The organism is Bowdeniella nasicola, assembly GCF_900107735.1.
GTDB classification, from domain to species: Bacteria; Actinomycetota; Actinomycetes; order Actinomycetales; family Actinomycetaceae; genus Bowdeniella; species Bowdeniella massiliensis.
Map to the genome: position 1 here is coordinate 18,448 of NZ_FNQV01000004.1, position 22,154 is coordinate 40,601.

Annotated in this window: 17 protein-coding genes and 1 riboswitch; of the genes, 3 read left to right on the forward strand and 14 right to left on the reverse strand. The window is 66.5% G+C overall.

What is annotated here, in order from left to right; translation table 11 throughout:
- The first annotated feature begins 85 nt into the window (after positions 1-85).
- A complete protein-coding gene (manA, locus tag BLU67_RS03525) occupies positions 86-1,288 on the forward strand; it encodes a mannose-6-phosphate isomerase, class I (protein WP_092562249.1) in 1,203 nt (400 codons plus the stop codon).
- On the opposite strand, the gene BLU67_RS03530 is transcribed toward manA, so the two are convergent.
- Entirely contained in the window at positions 1,285-2,490 is a 1,206-nt protein-coding gene (locus BLU67_RS03530; protein WP_092562252.1) for an MFS transporter, read from the reverse strand. The two genes, manA and BLU67_RS03530, sit on opposite strands and share 4 nt — an antisense overlap.
- Before the next feature lie 105 nt (positions 2,491-2,595).
- Here BLU67_RS03530 and BLU67_RS03535 point away from each other — a divergent pair, with 105 nt between their 5' ends.
- Together BLU67_RS03535 and BLU67_RS03540 are read left to right on the forward strand one after the other, a co-directional pair.
- Positions 2,596-3,882, forward strand: a complete 1,287-nt coding sequence (locus tag BLU67_RS03535; protein ID WP_092562730.1) for a DUF4921 family protein — start codon at positions 2,596-2,598, stop codon at positions 3,880-3,882.
- Positions 3,883-3,884: 2 nt separating this feature from the next.
- On the forward strand, positions 3,885-4,955 hold the full coding sequence (locus BLU67_RS03540; RefSeq protein WP_092562255.1) for an aldo/keto reductase: 1,071 nt from the start codon (positions 3,885-3,887) through the stop codon (positions 4,953-4,955).
- Between the two features lie 48 nt (positions 4,956-5,003).
- Here the strand turns inward: BLU67_RS03540 and BLU67_RS03545 are convergent, their stop codons facing one another.
- From BLU67_RS03545 to BLU67_RS03605, 13 genes are all read right to left on the reverse strand, one after another.
- On the reverse strand, positions 5,004-9,140 hold the full coding sequence (locus BLU67_RS03545) for a vWA domain-containing protein (RefSeq protein WP_092562258.1): 4,137 nt from the start codon (positions 9,138-9,140) through the stop codon (positions 5,004-5,006).
- 480 nt (positions 9,141-9,620) lie between these two features.
- Entirely contained in the window at positions 9,621-10,124 is a 504-nt protein-coding gene (locus BLU67_RS03550; protein ID WP_092562262.1) for a hypothetical protein, read from the reverse strand.
- Positions 10,121-11,086 carry an ABC transporter ATP-binding protein gene (locus tag BLU67_RS03555; protein WP_092562265.1) on the reverse strand — a complete coding sequence of 322 codons (966 nt, stop codon included), beginning with the start codon at positions 11,084-11,086 and terminating at the stop codon, positions 10,121-10,123. Before BLU67_RS03555 ends, BLU67_RS03550 begins: the two co-directional genes overlap by 4 nt.
- Positions 11,083-12,735, reverse strand: coding sequence for an ABC transporter permease (locus tag BLU67_RS03560; protein ID WP_261977014.1), 1,653 nt, complete (start codon positions 12,733-12,735; stop codon positions 11,083-11,085). Before BLU67_RS03560 ends, BLU67_RS03555 begins: the two co-directional genes overlap by 4 nt.
- Positions 12,736-13,830 (reverse strand): thiamine ABC transporter substrate-binding protein, encoded by a 1,095-nt coding sequence (locus tag BLU67_RS03565; protein ID WP_261977015.1) that lies wholly within the window; start codon positions 13,828-13,830, stop codon positions 12,736-12,738.
- Positions 13,799-13,900: riboswitch (TPP riboswitch) on the reverse strand. Its footprint overlaps the gene before it by 32 nt.
- Before the next feature lie 403 nt (positions 13,901-14,303).
- On the reverse strand, positions 14,304-15,356 hold the full coding sequence (locus BLU67_RS03570) for a hypothetical protein (protein WP_092562271.1): 1,053 nt from the start codon (positions 15,354-15,356) through the stop codon (positions 14,304-14,306).
- A gap of 51 nt (positions 15,357-15,407) precedes the next feature.
- Positions 15,408-15,662: a DUF4235 domain-containing protein gene (locus BLU67_RS03575; protein WP_092562274.1), complete on the reverse strand. Its 255-nt coding sequence runs from the start codon at positions 15,660-15,662 to the stop codon at positions 15,408-15,410.
- A gap of 3 nt (positions 15,663-15,665) precedes the next feature.
- On the reverse strand, positions 15,666-16,043 hold the full coding sequence (mnhG, locus tag BLU67_RS03580) for a monovalent cation/H(+) antiporter subunit G (RefSeq protein WP_092562277.1): 378 nt from the start codon (positions 16,041-16,043) through the stop codon (positions 15,666-15,668).
- Positions 16,040-16,423, reverse strand: a complete 384-nt coding sequence (locus BLU67_RS03585; RefSeq protein WP_176780687.1) for an MrpF/PhaF family protein — start codon at positions 16,421-16,423, stop codon at positions 16,040-16,042. Before BLU67_RS03585 ends, mnhG begins: the two co-directional genes overlap by 4 nt.
- Complete coding sequence (locus BLU67_RS03590) at positions 16,416-17,045, reverse strand: Na+/H+ antiporter subunit E (RefSeq protein ID WP_092562283.1); 630 nt, start codon at positions 17,043-17,045, stop codon at positions 16,416-16,418. Before BLU67_RS03590 ends, BLU67_RS03585 begins: the two co-directional genes overlap by 8 nt.
- Positions 17,035-18,609: a Na+/H+ antiporter subunit D gene (locus BLU67_RS03595; protein WP_092562286.1), complete on the reverse strand. Its 1,575-nt coding sequence runs from the start codon at positions 18,607-18,609 to the stop codon at positions 17,035-17,037. The genes BLU67_RS03590 and BLU67_RS03595 overlap by 11 nt, the downstream gene beginning before the upstream one ends.
- A complete protein-coding gene (locus BLU67_RS03600; protein WP_092562289.1) occupies positions 18,606-19,094 on the reverse strand; it encodes a Na(+)/H(+) antiporter subunit C in 489 nt (162 codons plus the stop codon). The genes BLU67_RS03595 and BLU67_RS03600 overlap by 4 nt, the downstream gene beginning before the upstream one ends.
- On the reverse strand, positions 19,091-22,105 hold the full coding sequence (locus tag BLU67_RS03605; protein WP_092562292.1) for a Na+/H+ antiporter subunit A: 3,015 nt from the start codon (positions 22,103-22,105) through the stop codon (positions 19,091-19,093). Before BLU67_RS03605 ends, BLU67_RS03600 begins: the two co-directional genes overlap by 4 nt.
- Between the last annotated feature and the right edge of the window lie 49 nt (positions 22,106-22,154).

The window sequence follows — 22,154 nt, forward strand, 5'->3', positions numbered from 1 at the left end:
TTGCGGGAAATTCGGCCAGTCTCAAGCCGCAGCTGCGTTGCGAGCGCGTACACTGGTGAGACGCTCGTTGCCAATGGAGGTTTGCATGTATCGCATGAGTGGCGTTCGCCGCACGTATGAGTGGGGGTCACGCGATGCCATCCCGTGGCTCATGGGGGAGGAGGTAACCGAGGATCCGGTCGCCGAACTGTGGTTTGGCGTGCATCCGACGGGTCCTGCTGAGCTACCCGATCATGACGAATTTGCCGACCTGCGGGCGCTGATCGAATCCGATCCGCTCGGCACCCTCGGCGAAGACGTGCGCACCCGCTTTGGCGATACCCTGCCGTTCCTCATGAAGCTCATCGCGCCCGCGAAGCCGCTCTCGCTGCAGGTCCATCCCAGCGCCGAGCTCGCCGCCGAGGGCTATAAGAAGGAAGAAGCTGCGGGCATTCCGCTCGATGCCCCGACCCGCAACTACCGCGATCCCAACCACAAGCCCGAGATGGTCATCGCCCTGACCAGACTCGAGGCGATGTGCGGCTTCCGGGCTCCCAGGCGGGCAATCGAACTCCTGGAAGACCTCGATGCGCCGCTGGCCGAGCGCCTCATCAAGGTGCTGCGCGATGACCCGACTGCCGCCGGCATGAAGCGCGCGTTTGCGCTGCTCGTGTCCGGGCCGCGCCGGCCATCGCAAGAAGACGTCACGGCGGTTGCGGAGGCGTGCGCGAAGCGCCTTGCCGCCGCCGAATCCCCCTCACCGCGAGCCGACTCCATCGTCGGGCTGCTGCAGTCCGAACACCCGGGTGATCCCGGCGTGGTCGCGGCTCTGCTGCTCAACCCGGTGACGCTGCGCGGCGGCGAAACCCTCTTTGTTTCGACCGGCACCGTCCACGCCTATCTGTCCGGCCTCGCCGTGGAGGTCATGGCCTCCTCCGACAACGTGCTGCGCGCGGGGCTGACCCACAAGCACGTCGACGTCGATGAGATGCTGCGCTGCGTCGACTTCGTCGCCGCGCCTCCCATCCGGCTCGCGCCCGAACTTTTTGGCAGCGCCACCGAAGTCTTCTACGCCCCGGTCGATGACTTCGAACTGAACGTCACGCGGCTGCGCGAAAGCCACGGCCGCCAGGTGGTGCGAGGCCAGGGTCCGCGTGTCATCCTGTGCGTCGACGGCAAGATCTCGGTCTGGAATGAAGCGGGCGAGATGCTGCGGCTGAAGTGCGGCCAGGCCGTCTTCGTCCCCGCGAGCGATGGCTGCATCGAAGCCAAGGGCTCGGGTACGCTCGTCCAGGCGGACGTGCCCTAGCGCCCGGTATCGCGCCCCACCGGCGCGGTCTCGCGTGCCGGCAGCCAGCCGATAGCCGCGGCAATCATCATGAGCCCGGACAGGGCGAACCCGAGCGAATAGCCGGCCGTATCGACGATGAGACCGACGAGTATCGGGCCGACAATCGCACCAAAGTCCGAGAGCATCATGAAGGTCGCGATCACCTTGCCCGCAGCCCGTTCCGGCCCGACGATATCGGCGACGGTCGCCTGCTGCGCCGGGTTAAGGATGCCCGAGCCGAGCCCGGCCAGCGCGCACAGCGTGATGAGCAGCCAGATCGAATCAGCCAGCCCCAGCACGGCGGTCAGGCTTCCGGCCACGAGCAGCCCGACGATGATCGGACGACGCCGCCCGATGCGGTCCGTAATGCGCCCCGCAAACAGCAAAATCGAGGCATTGCCGACGGCAAAGGCCGTAAGGGCCGCGCCCGCGACCCACGTCTGCGTCGCGATTGTGGCGGCAAAGAGCGGCAGAATCGAGACCCGCACCCCGAAGTTCGTCCAGCCGTTAGCAAACGAGGAGCCGAGCGCCGAGCGGAACGCGGAGTCCCGCAGCGCCTCCGGCACGGTCATCACGGGCAACGCGGGCGTCGCGGGATCGCGCCGCAGACTCGCCCCCGAGAGGAAAACCCCGACGACGGCGGCCGCCATAATGAGCGCGACGCCGTAGGCCACGAACGGCACCCAGATCGCGATCTCGGCGAGCAGGCCGCCAAGCAGCGGGCCGATCACGTTACCGATGAGGAACGCGCCGCCGTAATAGGAGGAGACGCGCCCGCGGATCTTTGGCGGCGCGAGCCGCACAATGAGGGAGGCCGCGGAGACCGTGAACATGACCGAGCCGATACCGCCAAGGCCCCGGTAGATGATGAGCTGCCAATAGGAGTTCGCCGTCGCCACCGCGAGCGTGGACAGCGCCACGATGAGCACGCCGCTGATATAGACCGGCCGCTCCCCCAGCTTGTCGATGAGCGCCCCACCCGCGGGTGCAAACAGCAGCCGGAAGACGGCAAAAATCGAGACGACGATCGTCGCCGCGGTCACGGAAACATCGAAGGACTCGGCGAATCGCGGCAGCACAGGAGCGATCAGTCCGTAGCCGACGGCGATCACGAAAGCCGCCACGACCATCACCCAGATTTCGGCGGGAACCCGCACCTGCGCTTCGGAAGAACTGGTCATAGCGGACCCATTGTCTCCCGCACCACCGCGCCGAGCCAATCGGCCTACAGTAGAGGGGTGGAAACCTCAACGCTGAATCTGCCCGCGACCGCCCCGATCACCCGCATGGCCGATGGCACGATCAAGCAAATCAATCCGCTCTCCGGCACCGAGGTTTGGACGATCCCCGGCCGCGCCAACCGCCCGCTGCGGCCCGCCAACCCCGAGCCCGGGCCCGTCGATACCGCCCGCACCGGCCACCACTGCGCCTTCTGCTCCGGCCGCTACCTGGAAACCCCGCCGGAAAAAGCACGCATCATCACCGAGGACGGCGCCTGGCGCACCCTGCTGAACGTGCCCGCCTCTAAGCTTTTTGACACGACGGCCGAATTCCGCCGCATCCCGAACCTCTTTGAGATCCTCTCGCTGGAGTACTGGCAATCGAACTACGGCTACCAGATCCCCTCCCAGGTGATCGACCGGCGCGATGCCTACCTCGTCGAAGACGCCGGCTGGGAGCACGTGCTCGCGATCGTGCGCACCAAACTCCTCGCCTCCGGCTTCACCGCATCCGAGATCGACGCCCTCGATGAGCGCACCCTCATCTCCTTTGCCGACGCCTTCTTCGCCTCCGGCCACGACGTCATCGTCGCCCGCCGCCACTATGTCGACGACGCCCGCTCCACCGCCGATCTCGCCGCCTCCGGCTCGCTCAGCCCCGACGAGCACCACCAGTACATCGCCATGACAGTGGAAACGATGCGCGATCTGTACCGCAAATACCCGCAGGCCAAATACGTCGCGGCCTTCCAAAACTGGCTCAAGCCCGCCGGCGCCTCCTTCGACCACCTGCACAAGCAACTCGTGACGATCGACGAACGCGGCGTGCAGGCCGAACGCGAGATCGCCAAGGTAGCCCTCAGCCCCGATATCTACAATCGCCTCGCCCTGAACTACGCCATCGCCCACGGCCTCGTCATCGCCGAAAACGAGCACGCCATCGCCTTTGCCGGCTTCGGCCACCGCTTCCCGACGCTTGAGATCTACTCCAAGGCCGCCGCAAACTTCCCCTGGAAGCACCACCCCGACGCCGTACGCGGCATGTCCGATCTCATCCACGCCTGCCACGTCGCCACCGGCCCGGAGATCGCCACCAATGAGGAGTGGTACCACCGCCCGCCGGATACCGAAACCAAGATGCCCTGGCGCGTCATGCTCAAATGGCGCGTGTCCACGCTCGCGGGCTTCGAAGGCGGCACGAAGATCAACGTCAACACGATCGACCCCTTTGCCCTGGCCGACCGCGCCCTCACCCAACTCACCGCCCACCGCGAGCGCCTCGCCTCCGGGATCGCACTCGGCGCCGAATGCGATGCCCGCCCCGGCAGCCTCGCCTACCAATCGGAGAAATAACGATGACCTATCCCGACGTCTACCGCGCCGCCGAGAACCGCCACGACCAGCTTCCCACCGCCCGCTGCGGCGCGACGGGCCTCGTCCTGCCGCGCATCAGCCTCGGCCTATGGTGGAATTTCGGCGACGACCGCCCCCTTGCCACCCAGCGCGAGATCATCCGCCGCGCCTTCGATCTCGGCGTCTTCCATTTCGACCTTGCCAATAACTACGGCCCGCCCTTCGGCTCCGCCGAGAAGAACTTCGGGCGGATTTTCGCTGAGGACCTACGCCCCTACCGCGACGAGCTCATCATCTCCACCAAAGCCGGCTGGGACTTTTTCGCCGGCCCGCACGGCATCGGCGGCAGCGCGAAGTACCTCATGGGCTCGCTGGAGAACTCCCTGCGCTCGCTGCGGCTGGACTACGTCGATATCTTCTACTCTCACCGGCCCGATCCCGACACGCCGCTCGAAGAAACCCTGCGCACCCTCGATCTCATCGTGCGTCAGGGCAAGGCGCGCTATGTCGGCATCTCCTCCTACAGCGCCGACCAAACCCTGCGCGCCCAGGAGATCACGCGTGAGCTCGGCACCCCGCTCGCCATCCACCAACCCTCCTATTCGATGCTCAACCGCTGGGTGGAAGACGAGCCCTCGCTGCTCGCCGCCTGCGCGGCCGCCGGCATGGGCACGATCGTCTTCTCCCCGCTCGCCCAAGGACTATTGACGAACAAGTATCTCGTCGACGATCCGGCCAGCCAGCTCACCTCTTCACGCGCGGGTTCCTCGCTCACGGCCGACATGCTGAACGAGCACACCCTCACGCGCATCCGCCACCTGGATGCGATCGCCAAGGAACGCGGCCAGAGCCTCGCCCAGCTCGCGATCTCCTGGGTGCTGCGCGACCAGGGCGAGCAGACCGTCACCTCCGCGCTCATCGGCGCCTCGCGCACGAGCCAGCTCGAGGAGAACCTCGCGGCGGCATCCCGCACCGATTTCACCGACGACGAGCTCGACGCCATCGAGCACTACGCCGTGGATTCGGGCATTAACCTGTGGGCCGAGGCGACGAAGTCGACGGCCGGTTCCTAGCAGCGAAAACGGGCCCCGGGATTTCCCGAGGCCCGTTCGCGTTGACCGCTAGCTCACGTAGCGGCGGCGGATCATCGCGGCGCCAGCCCCAACTAGGGCGAGCATCACGAGGATCGGACCGGAGCTATCGCTGCCTGTGATCGGCAGTTCAGGCTTGATCGGCGGCTTCGGCGGCACGGGCGCATCCTTACAGACCTTCGCCTGCGCGCTATCCTTATCGCCGGTTTCCTCGATCCAGGCAGTGTTCGTCACCTCGATACACTCCCCAGCCTTGGGCTCCAGCGTCAGCGAGTAGGTGAAGACGGCAGCGCCATCAACGACCTCGTAGCCCTCGCCCGGCTGGACCTTCCCGTCGGCATCGACGGTCACGACCCCGAGCGTATGCTCCTCGCCGGCAACCGTCTTATCGTCGATGATCGTCACCTTGTCCCCGACGAGGCTGCCGAGCTCGAAGTCGAGCTCCGCGTTCGCATCGATCGAGCCCGTCGTGCCCACCGCGTCCGTGTAGTGCGCGCTCGCGGTGTTCATCGTGGCATCGCCGTCCGTGAAGGCGCACTCATAGCTGAGCGTGAGCGATGCCCCAGCCTCGAGCGTCAGCGGGAAGTCGACCGCCTCGCCCGCACTGGTGCGCAGCTCGCACGTCGCCTCGCCATCGGGCACGTCCAGCACGTCGGTGATGGTGTACGTGCCAGCGGCGAAGTCCGTCGGGTTGGCAACGGTGATCTCGCCGCTCGCGACGTAGGCCGAATCGCTGTGGCCGGCCACGCGCGCGCTCACGGTGTAGTCGACGCGCCCGTCCTTGCCGGGTTTGCTCGCCTGCTTATCGATCGACCAGTCGAAGGTGCGCTCGAACGTGCCCGCGGCGGTCTTGTCCACCTCGAGCGGCGCCAGCTCGCACACCTCGGTCACGGCCTCATCGGCGACGCGACCCTCGGCATCGTCCACGCCCCACACCTTGTTGGTGTAGCTCGTGCACTGCCCGGCCTCGCCCGCAAGCTTAAGCTCGTAGGCGAAGACGGCCTTACCGTCGATCACCTCGTAGCCCTCGCCCGCCTGCACGGCGCCATCCTCATCGATCGTCACGACGCCAAGCTCGACCGGATTGTCCGGATCGGTCTTGTCATCGGTGACGGTCAGGTTGGCGTTGACGACGTTGCGCAGCAGCCATTCGGAGACCTCGGCGGTCGCGCTGACGTGGGAATCGCCCCAGCTCAGCGTCGCCGTGTTGGTCCCGACGTTGGTCGTTTCCACGTCGCAGCGGTACAGGAAGGTCGTCGTCTCAGTGATATCCATCGGGAATTCCACCTCGACGCCGCCCTGCGTCATGATCGTGCACGACTGCGCTGCGGGCAGCTCATCGCGCAGGGTCGCACCCGGCAGGGTCACGCCCTCGGGCACCGTCACCGTGATCGCACCGCCGACGAACTGCGGCGTATCGACCGGATCGCTCGCCCACGCGTGTACCCAGTATTCGACGTTCGCCTGCTCGCCGGCGGAGACCACCTGCGAGTCGGGATCGACGGACTTATCGAGGTGCCACGTGAATGCGCGATCGACGTTGCCGTAGGCGTTCTTTTCGATCGCCGGGGCGCACACGTCAACGCTCGCGGAGGCGGACTTATCCAGCACCGATGCGGTATTCGGGTAGGTCACGCACTCGCCCGGCGTCGGCTTCATCGAGACGTTGTAGGTAAAGACCGCCGCATTATCGACGACCTCAACATCAATGCCCTCGATCGCGGTTGCCGAGGTGATGACGCCGGCATCATCGACGCTCACCCAGCCCACCTCGACGCGGCCCAGATCGTTAAAGTTGTCGTAGACGGTGACCTGCTGGTTCGCGATCGCACCCGGCTCGCCGACGGCAACATCCGCGCGCGCGGTTGCCGAGGTATGCGGCGTGGGAATCCGCAGCCCGTCGACGATGCCGTGATCCCACGTCAGCAGCGCGGTGTTAACGCCACCGCTGACCGCGGTGAAGTCGCCCTCGCACACGTAGGGAACCGTGATGGTGGCGCTCGCCGCGACCTCTTCAGGTGCGACCAGTTCGCACGCCAGCCCGGCCTCCGACAAACCCGTCACGACGTCGGTGAGCCCCGTGACCGGGACCGCCCACGCGTTCGGGTTCTTGATCGTGATCTCACCGGTGACGGTGCTCGCGGTATCGATCGGCGCCGACGGCGTCACCGTCAGCGTGTAGTTGGGCGTCGCGAACTCGTCATCGCCGAGCAGGAAGTCCGCCCGATCAACGCTCTTCGTCAGATCCCAATCGAACGCCCGATCGTAGGCGACGGCGGCCGTCTTCGTGATCGCCAGATCCGATCCGACGCAGAGCTTGACGTTCGCATCGGCGGACTTCTCGAGCCCGTCCGCGCTCACGAGGCTGGCCGTGTTGGTGTAGGTCTCACACTCACCCGGCGTGCCATCAAGCGTCTTGGTGTAGCCGAAGGTGTGGACCTTGCCCTGCTCCGACCACGTCAGCTCGACGGCGTCACCGAACTCGGCGAACGTATCGCTCACGGTGACGCTCTTGTGTTTCGAGCTGGCTTCCACGAAGCCGGTCTCGGCGCTCGCGCTCGCCGTGTAGCTCGCGTCGGCTGCCCGCTGCGGGTAGTCCTCCTGGGACCAGGCCACGCTCGCCGTGTTCGTCACGGTCTCAGCCGGCTCGTCCGCGAAGGAGCACATGTAGGCGTAGCTCGCCGAGCCCGCCGGCACGCTCACCTGCAGCCCATCGGTCGCCGGATCAACGTCCGCGACGTCCGGGAAGGTGCACGTCGCGCCCGCAAGCGTATCGCTCAGCGTCGCCACGACGGGCTCGTCGTTCGGGTTCGAAACGGTGACGTTGCCCGCGACGACATAGTTGCTCGTGGTGCGCGCACCCTCGGTGACGATCACCTCGTAGGACGCCTCGTGCTGCGTGCCTTCGGCAATGCCGACGAGCGAGCGATCCACGCCCTTGGTGATGTCCCAGTCGTAGACGGCGTCATAGCGCCCCTCGGCGGTCTTGGTCACCGCGAGCGGCTCATAGTACTTCTGCTCGAGGTTTTGCACGACGCAGGAGACGACCTGCTCGAAGCCGACGGGAACGACGAAGCCGTTCTCGCCCACATTGGTCACGGCAACGGGCGCGCCGCCCACCGTACAGACGGCATTCTTGCCGTCCTGCGGGAACAGCTGGAAGTTGTCCTGCAGCCGCTCGCTGACGGTGACGTCGCGGCTCTCGCCCGGCTGCATCTCAGCGAGCTTGAAGCTGACGGCGCCATCAGCGCCTGTCGTGGCACTCCCCGGCGAGAGACCCTCGCCCGCCGCATCGAACGTCCAACCTTCGCCGACGCCAATGACGTTGCCAGCCTCGTCGACGATCTGCTTGACGATATTGACCGTGCCGCCACACGTCTTCAGCGCAATCTCCTTCAGCGCCGCGGCCAGCTGGTCGTAGTTACCAATGGCGTAGTAATCGGTCCCAGCGCGTGGGCCCGACACCGCGGCAATGTTGGCGTAGTTGATGTCGCTGCCCACGGCCAGCCCCATGACGAAGGTGCCCGCGTTCTTCAGCGCATTGGCGGCGTGCACCGCGCTGTCGAGATCGATCTGGTCGAAGCGCGAGCCATAGTCCGGGTTGCCAGGCGCGCCCGGCGTGCCATAGGCCGTCGGATTGCCGTCGGTCACGAAGATGACGAGGTCGTAGCCCTCGCCTATCTGACGCAGCCCCGCGTCCCAGTTCGTACCGCCGCGGTTACTCGGCGGGGCTTGCAGCCCGTCGATCTTGGCCTTCACCGCATTCGCGCCACCCGCCGTCGCGATCGACGTCGCAGGCAGGTTGGAATTGCCTGTCGCCGGCGCAAACGAGGCAAAGCTATAGACTCCGACGCTCGACGGCGTGCCGGCAAGCGTATCCACGAACTGTTTGCCCGCGGCTTTGGACTGCTGCACGTCGCTCGCGCTGAGCGAGTTCGACAGGTCGAATACGAGCGCGATCTTCAAGCCACATTGCCCCGGCAGCTCCGGGTTCGGAACCGTCGACACAGTGGGCGCGCGCATCGCCGAGCGTGTCTGCGGGCCATCGATCGGCCCCGTGGACTCGGGCTCCGCGCTCGGCGCAGGTTTCTCCACCGGCGCGGGCTTTTCCACCGGCGCGGGCTTCTCGGCCGGCGCAGGCTTCTCGACCGGCGCAGGTTTCTCCACCGGCGCAGGCTTCTCGACCGGCGCCTCCGGACTCTCCTCGACGGCCTCCGGCGGTGCGACGCTCTGCTCTACCGCAGGTGTCGCCTCCCCTTCGGCAAACGATGGTGGCACTGCAAAGCCACCGAACAACAGCGCTATTCCCGCTGTGATAGATAGGGCTCTCCGGCGCCGATAGGCGCGGGAGCCTGATTGATGTTTCGCCACTGACTCTCCCGAAAATCACGAAGGCGGTCAGGCCTCCCTTGGCGCTGCACTGGCAGGCAGCGATGCCTCCACGATGGAGGCATACACTCCTAACTCTAGTGACATCAACGTCAACTAAAGCATATAAGCTACAGTGGTCTATTTGACATGCAGGGTCGGCACAATTCGCCCCTAAAAATCGGCCTAGAACCGATCAATGAGCTATTCCCAGCAAGGCGCCTTGTTATCGTGCGGCTCACACACCAATGGATATACCAAAAACAATATCCGTATACATCAGGCCCCAGGTATGAGCGTCGCGGTCGAAACCCCCTCGACCCATTTTTCGGTGGAGCGCAAACTCAACAGGACCCACGACCCATCGCGATGCCCAAACTTCGCCCGATAGTTCACCGAGGATATATCCCCCTCATCCATATCCTTCGGGCCACGCACGTAGCTCACGTCCTCGAAACCTTGTATCTCCACGACGGAACCATGCTGGAGGGCCTGCGAAGTAGTGTGAAAGTCGACGTCGACCAAGATCGGGCGCTGCGGGTCGCGCCTGCCGCGCGCACGAAGGTCATCGGTATCGACGAACGCCACCGATACGTCCGCAGGAATGGAGTGCAACTCAGCGGGCCGGTCCTCCATATAGATCTTCCAGCGCTCCTCCAGCACATCCTCGACGATGGCGGCGAGCTCGTCGGCCTGCTCCGGCGGAATAGGTTCGGGTCCGCAGGCGGCGAGCATACCTGCGACGCTCAACGCAGCAACCGCCGCGCGCAGCTTAGTTTTCACGCCGCACTCCTCACGATCGGGCACATCGACAGGCGCAAGGTGGCGAGCTGCCGCGTCCCCACCAAAACGGCCGGGTCGAGCTTTGCATCCGTGACCCGCGCCCGCGCTTCCTGCCCCTCCAGCCTAACGATGAGATCGCTATATCCGCGCCGCACACGCACATCCAGCACCTCAACCTCGACCTCAATGCCAGGCGCCGGCTGCGATGAGACGGTCAGCGCCCCCGGCGCGATGGCACGAAGGCCGCCCTCGCTCGATACGAACGGGCCATATCCCAAAAACTGCGCAACAGCGACGGTTTGCGGATCGCGCCACACCTCCTCCGGGGTCCCCTGCCGCGCCAACTCGCCATCGATGAGAATCGCGATCCGGTCCGCGACGGTGAATGCCTCATCCTGATCATGCGTGACGTAGATGCTGGTCGAATTCGACCGTTTCAAGATCGCGCGAATCTCGGAGGCAAGCCGCTCTCGCATCGCCCGATCCAGCGACGACAGCGGCTCATCAAGCAACATGAGCCGCGGATCCGGGGCAAGCGCCCGAGCGAGTGCAACGCGCTGCGCCTGCCCACCCGACAGCGAGGTCACCGAGCGATGCGCCATGTCCTGCAGGCCGACGAGCTCCAGCATGTCCGCCACCCGCTCGGCGCGCTCCTTGCGCGGGAGACCATACCCAACGTTGCCCCCGACGTCGCGATGCGCGAACAATTGGCCGTCTTGGAACATCAAACCAAAGCCGCGGCGATGGACCGGCACATCGATAACGGACTCCCCCGCAAACAGCACGTCCCCGGCCGCAACGGGCTCCAGCCCCGCGACGGCACGCAGCAGCGACGACTTGCCCGAGCCCGAGGGCCCCAGTAGGGCGACAATCTCGCCCGGCGCCGCCGTCAGCGACACCCCGTTGACGGCGATGTTATCCCCGTACCGTACGACGAGGTCGCGCACCTCAAGCCCGATCATGCAAACTCTCCCGCCTGCGAGGGCCGACCTCGCTCCACGATGACCATGACAACCGCCGCGAGCGCGGCAAGCAGCACGCTTGCCGCCATCGCCATCCCCTGCTCGAGCGCGCCCGGGCGCGAGATGAGGCGATAGATGACGACGGGCAGCGTGGGTGATTCCGGCCGCGCCAGGAACGACGTCGCGCCGAATTCCCCAAGCGAGACCGCCAACGCAAATCCGGCGGCGACGGCTCCCGCGCGCACCAGGTGCGCGCCGTCGATCGTTGCGAGTACCCGCCCCGGCGACGCTCCCAAGGACGCCGCCGCCTCCCGCTGCCGGGGCGAGATCGCGCGCAGCACCGGAGCGATCATCCGCACGACGAGCGGCACCGCGACCACCGCCTGCGCGATCGGCACGAGCCAAAACGAACTGCGCAGGTCCAGCGGCGGCCGATTGAGCGTAATGAGGAAACCGAACCCAACCGTCACGGCCGATACCCCAAGCGGCAACATGAACGTGGCGTCGAGGAAAGCGAGCGCGTGCCGCCCGCGCCGCGTGCGCGGCCGTCGCGTCACGACCAGCGCCACCGCCACTCCCACGACGAGCGCGATCAGCGCCGCAATAAGCGCAATCCCGATGGACGTACCCGCGGCCTGCAGCGCGGAAACCCGCACCGCGCGCGTGGCATCGGCGTTCGCGAGATTGCGGTAGTGCTCGAGGGTGAAGCGGCCCCCGCTGTGCAGCGAGCGCCACACGAGCTGCGCAATCGGCAACACGATGAGCCCCGCGACGACGATCCCGGTGACGACGAACGCGGGCACATCGGCACCGCGCGGCCGGTGCGTCACCGGATCGGGCCGCAGATTCAGCGCCCGCTCGCTGCGTTTGCGCGCCTGCCCCGCCGCCCACAGCGCCACCGCAATGACAAGGAGCTGGACGACGGACAGCACCGCGGCCCCACGCAGGTCCAAGAACGTGGTCGTCAGCAGGTAAATCTCCGACTCGATCGTCGCCAGCCGCACCCCGCCCAGGATCAGGACGATGCCAAAGGCCGTCGCGCAAAACAGGAACACCACCGACGCCGCGGAGACGATCGCCGGCGCCAGCGCCGGCAGCGTCACCGTCAAAAACGCCCGCAGCGGCGTGGCCCCGAGCGCCCGCGCGGCCTCCACCTGCCGCGGATCGAGCCGCGCCCACAGGTTCCCGACGTTGCGCACCACGAGCGAATAGTTGAAAAACACCATGGCCGCGACGACGGCGACGACGCTGCCATCCAGCCCCAAAAAGTCGAGCCACCCGCCGCTCGCCAGCAGCGATCGAAAAGCGACGCCGACGACGACGGTCGGCAGGACGAACGGCACGGCAACGATCGCGCGCGCCACCATCATGCCGGGGAAGCGGCAGCGATACAGCGCATAGGCCCCCGGCACCCCGAGGAGCACCGCCAGCACCGTGCCGGCCGTCGCCATCCCTAGCGTCAGCCCAATGATCCGCCACGTGCGATCGCGCGCGAAGACCTCGGAAAACGCCCCGAAGTCCCAGCCGCCCTCGGGCGAGGTGAAGCCGCGCAGCACGAGCGTGGCGGCGGGCCACGCAAAGAACAGCGCGAGGAAGACGAGCGGGAGCCCCGCCGCCAATGCCCACCCGAGGATCCGCTGGGCCTTCACTTAGCCGATGACCTCCGCCTGCCAGGCGCGCAGCCACGCTTCGGCGTTGGCCGCTACCTCATCGGCGGGCAGCGCGGTCATCTCCGTTGCGAGCGGACCGAAGTTCACGAGGTCCTCGGGAGCATTCGCCTCCGGGTTCGCCGGATGCATGTACGTGACCTCGCTGATCGCCTCTTGCACCGCCGGCGTCAGCATGAACTCGACGAATTTCGCCGCGGCTTCGGGATTCTTACTTCCCTGCAAGACGCCCGCATACTCCACTTGCCGGTAGCACGTCTGCGGCAGCGCCGCCGTCGTGCTCTCGGTCTTCGCCTCATTAACCGAATACGCCGGCGAGGACCCATAAGAAACCATCATCGGGAACGGCCCGGCGCCTTCACCAGCGGAATAATCGACGCTGAACGCATCCGACCAGCCGTTCGTAATCTTCACGCCGTTATCGCGCAGTTGCTTCCAATAGTCGAGCCAGCCGTCCGTACCGAAGTGCTCGATCGTGGCGAGCATGAAGGCCATTCCCGGGGTCGACGACGCCGGGTTCATCGCGACGAGCAGTCCCTTGTATTCGGGCTTTGCCAGGTCCTCGAACGTCTGCGGCGGCTGCTTGCCCTGGAACCACGCCTTATCGTAGTTGACGCACACATCCCCCTGGTCGATCGGGATGAGCCCGGGTTCGCCCGCATAGTCGAGCGCCTTATCCGGCGACGCGACGGACGTCTCCGCAATGACGTCCTGGCCCGAGATGCGATACGAGACGGTGTTGTCGAGCCCGTAGACGACGTCCCCGAGCGGCGCATCCTTGGTCAAGACGAGCTGGTTGGCGAGCTCGCCGCCGTCACCGATCTGCTGAATGGAGACGTCAATGCCGGTCTCCTCAGCGAACTGCTTGATGAGCGTTTCCGGGAAGTCGAACGAATCGTGAGATAGGACGACGAGCGATTCAGGCTGCTCGGCGCTACTGCAGGCGCTAAGCCCCAGGGCGAGCGCACTGACGAGCGCGAGGCCGATCTTGCTGGACATAAAAATAACCTCCTTGCCGGAGGGGTTCGGCGCCGCAGGGTGCGGCGTACCGGAGATTGCGACTCCCTTCGCCGGCATGATCCGGATCAGGTTCGTAGGGTCTGCGTTCGCACTCTCAGCGCCAGGCGGCGCTCCCCTGTCCACGCGCATAAGTATACGGCAGCTCTTCAGTCGGCTCGGTCGTGCCACACTCGACTGCGAACTCCGCGTCCGTCATCTTGACGACCTCGCGGTCGGTGTAGACGTCGTGGCGGTTGCCTTCGTTGAGCACCCAGGTGGTGCCGTCTTCGCTGAGGATCCAGCCGTGCTTCCAGTAGGAAACAACGTCGTAGAACTCCTTGGTCTCACACTGCGGGGTGCGGTCGACGATCTGAGAGCGCTGGACATCTTCCGGCTTCTCGCCCGGTCCGGCGGTGCACTCAGCCGCGATTTCCGCGGGCGTATCTCCCAGGATTCCTTCAGGTTGGCTCGCGGAATTGTGAACTTTCCTGATCGCTTATGCCACGTTTGATGGCGAACTATTGGGTCGGGCGACTAGCCTACGACGTTCACTAATCGCCCCAGGTCAACAAATCGGACAGCGACAGCCATCCCGGGACCTGGCAGCGGGCCGTTTCCGTCTCGGTCATCGGGCGGTAGGTGCTCTCCGGCCGAGGCACGGCGATGTCCTCCCAGATCCGCTCGACGGGATTGAAGGCTCGAGTCGAGGTGACCTTCGTGCGCTGCCGCTCGACAGTCTTCGTCGTGCAGTCCTGGCGCACGTCGCGCCACGGCGTGTACGTCACGGTCGCAGGTGCGGGGCACTCCTTGAGCTCCGCCGCATTCAACTGGCGGGTGCGCTGCTCGGTCTCGCGGGCGGGCTCCCCCGTTACCCAGGCGGCATCGGCTTCGCTCCAGATGTAGGCCGTGGCGGTCTTGACGCGTTCTTGGCTAGCGGTGCCGTCGGCGCACATCAGCTCAACGTCGCGCCACGCCGTATATGAGGTGACATCGGCCGGTGGGGTCGTCGAACAGCCCTCAATGGTGCCCGTCAGCGAGCTTGTGAGCAGCGGTAGCTCGCCCTTGACGTGGGCGGTGACCTCAAAGGAGAAGGACGCATCCGCGGGCAGCTGGGTGAAGGACACCTGCAGCTCGTTGCCATCGTCTTCGAACTGCACGGAACCGATCCCGACCGCGGCTACCGACTCAGACCCGGCCGGGCTAGTGAACGCCGTCGCTGAATCCGGCTCGAAGCGGAAGCCGTCGCTCGCCTGCACCCGGAAGGAGGCGTTGGTAAGGTCCTTCGTCGTCGAACCGCTCAGGCGAATGGTGCGCGTCTGCTCGCCGGGGCCGATCTCCGTGGCTAGATCACCGAAGGCGTCACCGGTATCGGTGCGCGAGGCGGTGAGGACGGACTCGTCGGCGACGAGGTAGGTGCGCTGGGAGATGACCTGCTGGCAGGGCTCGCCGGCGGGGCGGCTCGGCGCTTCGGGCAGGATGGATTCATCGCCGCACGTTGAGAGCACGCTCCCATCGCGCGTCCACGTGTAGTGACAGTCGTTTTCGGCCACGGCGGGCACGGCAAAGAGGGTGAGCGCTCCGAGTGCTGCAGCTAAGCGGATCATGTCACCTCCAGTCGTGAAGATGACTATTATAGGCGGTTTTTCGCGAAAACGCTACGCTTCCACTTCGCGATTGCCACCGTACCAGCGCGAGGCGCCGGTCAGCGCGAGCTGGCGAGCAAGGCCCATCAGGGCGCCGGAGATGAGCGCGAACGTGAGGACCTCTGCGAGGCGAACGCCCGGATCTTCCGGGTCCTCGGGCGGGTTATGACCAGTCACGGCCTTCCAACCGACATTGACGACCTTGGAGGCCACCATGCCTGCGACGGCCATCGAGCCTGCTGAGACGATCTTCCAACCGATATCCATGCCTCAATCATGCCGCATCTCGTCATCGGCGGCGCGCTGTGCCACGGCGCGAAGCGCCCGCCGCTTATCGCGCCGATACTCATCGACGATGAGCGCGCGGCTGGGGGCGTGCCCGGTGCGGAAGCCCGCACGCGAGGCCAGGTGGGCGGAAATCGGGCTCGTGACGAGTGTGAAGGCGACGACGAGTGCGAGCGCCCAGATCGTCGTCGGACCGCGCAGCGTCAGGGCGAGGCCAGACATGAGCATCATGGTGCCGAAAGTCTGCGGCTTGGCGGCGGCGTGCAGGCGCTTGAGCAGATCGTCGAAATGCATGATACCGATCGCGGCGATCAGGATAAAGAACGCGCCGATCGCGATGAAGATCGAGCCGAGCAGGGTCATGATGGCTCCTCGCGAGGGGTGTCGACGTCGTGCACGGGCTCGGCCTCGTCGGCGATGAGCTTGTTGATGCGCTCGACTTCCGCAGCCTCCTGCTCGTTCATGATGCGAGCTTCTTCCGGGTCATCGATGACGGCGAACCGGGCGATCGTCGTCGTCCCAATAAACCCGACGACGGACAGCGCCACGAGCGCGGGGATGAGATCGAGTCGGCTCGTCAGCGCCGAATAGATCGCGACAGCGCCGATCATGGCCGCGGTGACCACGTCCATCGAGATCGCGCGATCCAGCATCGAGGGGCCGCGCGACAGGCGGATCAGGACGACGACCGTCGCGATCGCGACGCAGGCGAAGGAGATGTACAGCAGCCACGTACTAATCATGGGCGGCCTTCCGTTCGAGGCGGGCGCCCACGGCATCCGGCCGGAAATAGCTCGGGCCCTGGCAGCGCCACCCGGTGTCGTAGCCGGCATCCAGCAGTTCGTCATCGGAGGCGATCGCGCGCAGCAGGCGCTCCTCCTGCGCGACGACGGAGGCGCGGAAATCATCGAGCGAGGCCCGCGGGTTATCCGGATCGACGTCGAGGACGTGCACGTAGAGCAGCCCCGAGTGCTTCAGCGCCTCGATCGCCACCGAGCCGGGCACGAGCGTCGTGAGGCCGGCCGTCGCCGTGAGGTAGAGGTCATTGTGGCTGCGCGTCTGGATCCGCGCGACGGCGCACGTCGGATCGGCGCGTTTCAGCACGAGCTTGGCCACGTGGAAGGAGGCGACAACGACGTCGTAGAGGAACCGCACGACGAGGTAGATAACCGCGAGCGGCCGGATCTTGAAACGCGTGACGAGGCGCGGCAGCGGCGCGAGGTAGGAAATGATGAGCGAGAGCAGGATGCCGTTGGCGATATTGCCCCACGACAGGTCGCCCCACAGCAGCAGCCAGACTCCCGTCAGCCAGATGATCATGCCGAGCGAGGTGGGTCCGCGGCCGCGCAGCTGCTTAATCGCCATCGTGATCCGCCTCCGGGTTCTCCTCTTCCTGCGGCGTCGTCTCCGTCGTATCGGAGGACTGGCCCTGGCCGCGCAGGCCATCGGGCAAGACGGCGTTGATGTAGTAGTTCGGATTCGACAGGTTCGCGGCGGCATCGTCGGTGTAGTTGATGACGCGGCCGCCCGCGATCGACAGCCCCATCGCAAGGACGACGAGCGAGGTTGCGGCGCCGATCATCGGCAGCGGCAGGCTCGTGGCGGGCATCGGTTCTTCCGCCTTCTGCCAAAACGCCATGTTCCAGGCTTTCACGACGGCATACAGGGTGAGGATCGAGGTGATGAGCGCACCCGCAATAAGCGTGTAGTCCAGCGCGCTCGCGCCGCTGGCCGCTGCCTGCAGCAGGCCCACCTTGCCGATGAAGCCGGTAAACGGAGGGATTCCCGCGAGGTTCAGGGCCGGCACGAGGTAGAGCACTGCGACGAACGGGATCGCGGTGGCGAGCGAACCGAGACGGATGAGGGAGGTCGTGCCGCCGTAACGTTCGACGAGGCCCGCCACGAGGAAGAGCGAGGTTTGCACGGTGATGTGGTGCACGACGTAGAACACGGCGGCGGATAGCCCCTCGGGGGTGTTCGTCGAGATGCCCCAGATCATGAAGCCAATGTGGGAGACCAACGTAAAGGAGAGCATACGTTTGAGGTCGTTTTGCGCGACGGCGCCGAGGATGCCGACGAGCATCGTCGCGAGCGCCACCCACGCGAGCAGCGTGTTGAGATCGTCGCCGGGAAACAGCAGCGTCTCGGTGCGGATGATCGCGTAGACGCCGACCTTGGTCAGCAGGCCGGCGAAGACGGCGGTGACGGGCGCGGGCGCCGTCGGGTAGGAGTCGGGCAGCCACGCCGACAGCGGGAAGACGGCGGCCTTAATGCCGAATGCCGCGAGCAACGTTAGGTGCAAGACGGTGCGCAGAGACGGATCGAGATCCGCGAGGCGCTCGGCCAGGTGCGCGAAGGACACCGTCCCGACGGCAGCGTAGATGAGCGCGATCGCGAGGAGGAAGAGCACCGAGGAGACGAGGGAGACGACGACGTAGATCGTTCCCGAGCGGATGCGATCGCGCGAGCCGCCGAGGGTAATGAGCACGAAGGAGGCGGCGAGCAGGATCTCGAATCCGACGTACAGGTTGAACAGGTCGCCGGTCAAGAAGGCGTTGGACACGCCCGCCGATAGCACGAGGAACGTCGGGTAGAAGACGGCAACGGGCGCGCCTTCGTCCTCGTCTGCCACTCCCTGCGCGGTGGAATAGACGAGCACCGCGAGGGTCACCGCGATGGAGATCGTCAGCATGAGGGCGGAGAAGCGGTCGACGACGAGGGTGATGCCGACAGGCGCGGCCCAGGAGCCGACGTCCAGGGCGAGGGCGGAGGAATCGACGACGACGAGCAGCAGGATCGCGATGCCGAGCGAGATCGTCAGGGCTGACAGCGCGATCGCGCGCGAGATGCGCGGGTGGCGGCCGAGTGCGAGCGCGGCGCCGGCCGAAAACAGCGGCACGAGGACGGGCAGCGGCACGATCCAGTTCACAGCGCACGCTCCTCGGCTTCGGAGACTTCCTCGTGGGGCTTGCCGCCGGTCTCATCGCGCGCGAGCGCGGCATCGGCTTCGACGGGCGTGCCGTCGTCATCGAGGCGGCGCGCGGCAATGCGTTCGCGGATCTTGCGGTCTGCGATGCGGCGATCCTCGAGGTCGTCTTGCACTTCGTCGTGACCATTGAGCTGCCAGGAGCGGTAGGCCATTGCGAGCAGGAACGCCGTGATGCCGAGCGTGATGACGATCGCGGTCAGGACGAAGGCCTGTGGCAGCGGGTCGGAGATGCGCGAGGGATCGGGGCGGCCGATGAGCGGGGGCGCGCCCGCCTGCCCGCCCGCGATCAGGATCATGATGTTAATGCCGTTGGACAGCAGCGAGAACCCGATGATGATGCGCGTCAGTGAGCGCTCCAGCAGCAGGTAGACACCGATCGCGACGAGGAAGGCCGCGAGGATCACAAGGACGAGTGCAGGGCTCAATTCGTGACCTCCTCGGCGCGGGCGGCGTCTTCGGTGATGAGCGCCGCGGTCTCATCGGCTTCGCTATCGCCCTCGCCCTCGATCTCGGCGTGGCGGTCGATCTCGGCGCCAAGCGAGCGCAGGATATCGAGCACGAGGCCGACGACGAGGACGTAGACGCCGACGTCGAAGAGGATCGCCGAGGCGATGTGGATATTGCCGTAGATCGGGACGGTGAAGTCGAAGACGGTGGTTTGCAGGATCGTGCCGCCGAAAAAGACTGGCAGCAGGCCGGCGAACGCGGCGAGCGCGAGGCCCGTGCCAAGGAGGTGGCCGGCGTTCAGCGGCATGGCTTCGCCGAGCTCGTAGCGGCCCGCGGCCAGATAGCGCACGATGAGCGCGGTGCCGGCCATAAGGCCGCCGGCGAAGCCGCCGCCGGGCGCGTTGTGGCCCGCGAATAGCAGGTAGAGCGAGACGAGGATCATCGTGTGGAAGACGAGCCGGGCGCCGATCTCGAAAATGATGGAGCGGCGGCGCGGGGCGAGCGTGAGGGAGCCGGCGAGCCAGGTCCGGCCGCGGCCCGGCTGGCGCAGTTCGTAACCCTGCTGCTTCAGCTCCGCGGCGCGTTTGGCGGCGGCGCGGCGGGTGGCGTCGTGCAGCGCGGCGGCATTGTGCAGCGCCCGGGAGTCCCACACGGCGGAGGTCGATTCGTCGCGGCGGTTGCGCGCGCGATCGACGATGCCGGCGCGCGAACGCAAGAACAGCAGCGAAGCGACGCCCGTGGCCGCGACGAGGACGACGGAGATCTCGCCGAAGGTGTCCCACGCTCGGATGTCGACGAGCGTGACGTTAACGATGTTGTGGCCGTAGCCGAAGTTCAGCGCTTCGGCGGGGAAATTGGCGGAGACGGGATCGGCGGTGCGCCCGGAGACGGCGATGACGCCGAGGACCGCGACGATGAGGCCCGCGAAACCGCCGAGCGCAGCCCGGAAGTAGCGTGAGGCGCGCAGCGGCCGGTTGGAGAAGTAGGCGGGCAGGCGGCGCAGCACGAGGATGAAAACGACGAGCGTGACCGTCTCGACGAGGACCTGGGTGAGCGCCAGATCGGGGGCGCCGTGCAGCGCGTAGGTCAGGGCGATGCCGTAGCCGGACACGCCCATGAGCAGCACGGCCTTCAGGCGGCGCCGGGCGCGGGCGGCGAGCACGGCGGCGACGATCGTGACGATCGCGACGGGCACCTGCGCGATGTTGTCATACAGCCGCATGCCGCCGATGTGCGGGGTGCGCGCGAGGACGGCAATGAGCAGGGCGCCCATGACCGTGCCGATCACCGTCGCGAGGTAGAACGGCAGCGAACCGCGCTGGGTGCGCGCGGTGACGGCCGCGGCGCCATCTTCCAGCGCCTGCTCGCTGCGACGGAAGGACTCCTCGGGATCGGGCAGGAACGCGACCCGGCGCTGCAGCTCCTCGATGCGAGTGCGCATGGCGAACATCGCCGCGCCCGCCGCAATAATGACGACGGTGACCCCGAGGGTGACGGTGAATCCGCCCCACAGCGTGAGATGGCCGGGTTCCCCGGGCGCGATCGTCGTCGCCGGTGCGAGGGCGTCCTCCATCGCCGACGGCATCAGCCCGAGCAGGGCGCCGGCCGCGAGCACGATGGGCGAGAACTGGATGATCGGGCTGAGCGCGTGGCCGTCGACGGGCGCGACGCCGGGCTTCGTGGCAAAGGCGCCCCAGTAAAAGCGCAGCCCATAGGCGAGGGTGAGGATCGAGCCGAGCGCAAAGGCGATCAGGACGAGCAGATCGCGCACCCAGTCATCGCCGCCGAGCGCCACGGCGTGCACGAGGCCCTCGATCGCGGCCTCCTTGCCGAGGTAGCCCAGCAGCGGCGGCAGGCCCACCATCGAGGCGGTCGCGACCGCGCCCGCGATCGCCATGAGCGGCATCTTCCGGGCGATTCCCGACAGTTCACGCAGATCGCGGGTGCCGACGCACCAGTCGATGACGCCAACGGTGAGGAACAGTGAGGACTTAAACAGGGCGTGCGCGACGATGAGGGTTAGGCCCGCGAGCATGAGCGCCTTGGAGCCCTGGCCGACGATCGCGATGATCATGCCGAGCTGGCTGATCGTGCCGAAGGCGAGCAGCAGCTTGATGTCGTACTGGCGCAGCGCGCGGTAGCCGCCGAGGATCATCGTCGCGAGCCCGAGCCCCAGGACGATCGCCTGCCAGACGCCAAGGTGGGCGTAGCCGGGGGCAAAGCGCGCGACGAGGTAGACGCCCGCCTTGACCATCGCGGCCGCGTGCAGGTAGGCGGACACGGGGGTGGGCGCTGCCATCGCGGCCGGAAGCCAGAAATGCGTGGGGACGAGCGCCGACTTCGAGCTCGCGCCAAACAGCAGCAGGATGATCGCGGCGATGACGAGCCCCGTCGTCTCCGGCGGGTTCGTCACGAGCTGTGAGATCGAATACGAGCCGCCGGGCAGCTGCCCGAGCAGGATGATGCCGCCCAGCATGGCCAGGCCCCCGAGCGTCGTGAGGATGATCGCCTGGTGCGCGGCGCGCCGCGAGGTCTGGCGCTCGTGGTGATGGCCGATGAGCAGGAAGGAGAAGACCGTCGTCGCTTCCCAAAAAATGTAGAGCGCTAGCGTGTTATCCGTCGTCACGAGGCCATACATCGCGCCGGCAAACGCGACGAACACGGCGCCAAAGCGCGGCAGGGATTGGGCGTGCCGGGCGAAATACGGCGAGCAGTACACGAGCACGAGCGCCCCGACGCCGGAGACGATGAGCGCCATGATCGCGGCAAGCGGATCGAGCCGGAAGGCGAAATCCATCTCGAGCGCGGGCACCCAGGAGATGACCTCCGTCGGCGGATTATCGGAAAACGCGGCGCGCAACTGGGTGAGCATATAGCCGAAGGCCGCCGCGGGCACGAGCGCGAGAATCAGGAAACCGCGTCGCCCCAGGCGCATAATTGCGGGCGCTACCAGCGCGGCGAGCGCGTGCAGGGCGACGAGTAAGGTCACGGGCGGGCCTCACGGTTGGGGGCGTTCGAGGGGTACCACGTCATTGTAA

Bases quoted from the DNA above. Each gene is read 5' to 3' on its own strand.
- BLU67_RS03570 (WP_092562271.1), bottom strand. From the start codon at position 15,356: ATGATCCGCTTAGCTGCAGCACTCGGAGCGCTCACCCTCTTTGCCGTG.
- BLU67_RS03590 (WP_092562283.1), bottom strand. From the start codon at position 17,045: ATGGCGATTAAGCAGCTGCGCGGCCGCGGACCCACCTCGCTCGGCATG.
- manA (WP_092562249.1), top strand. From the start codon at position 86: ATGTATCGCATGAGTGGCGTTCGCCGCACGTATGAGTGGGGGTCACGC.
- BLU67_RS03540 (WP_092562255.1), top strand. From the start codon at position 3,885: ATGACCTATCCCGACGTCTACCGCGCCGCCGAGAACCGCCACGACCAG.
- BLU67_RS03575 (WP_092562274.1), bottom strand. From the start codon at position 15,662: ATGGATATCGGTTGGAAGATCGTCTCAGCAGGCTCGATGGCCGTCGCA.
- BLU67_RS03530 (WP_092562252.1), bottom strand. From the start codon at position 2,490: ATGACCAGTTCTTCCGAAGCGCAGGTGCGGGTTCCCGCCGAAATCTGG.
- BLU67_RS03555 (WP_092562265.1), bottom strand. From the start codon at position 11,086: ATGATCGGGCTTGAGGTGCGCGACCTCGTCGTACGGTACGGGGATAAC.
- BLU67_RS03585 (WP_176780687.1), bottom strand. From the start codon at position 16,423: ATGATTAGTACGTGGCTGCTGTACATCTCCTTCGCCTGCGTCGCGATC.
- BLU67_RS03565 (WP_261977015.1), bottom strand. From the start codon at position 13,830: ATGCCGGCGAAGGGAGTCGCAATCTCCGGTACGCCGCACCCTGCGGCG.
- mnhG (WP_092562277.1), bottom strand. From the start codon at position 16,043: ATGACCCTGCTCGGCTCGATCTTCATCGCGATCGGCGCGTTCTTTATC.
- BLU67_RS03535 (WP_092562730.1), top strand. From the start codon at position 2,596: ATGGCCGATGGCACGATCAAGCAAATCAATCCGCTCTCCGGCACCGAG.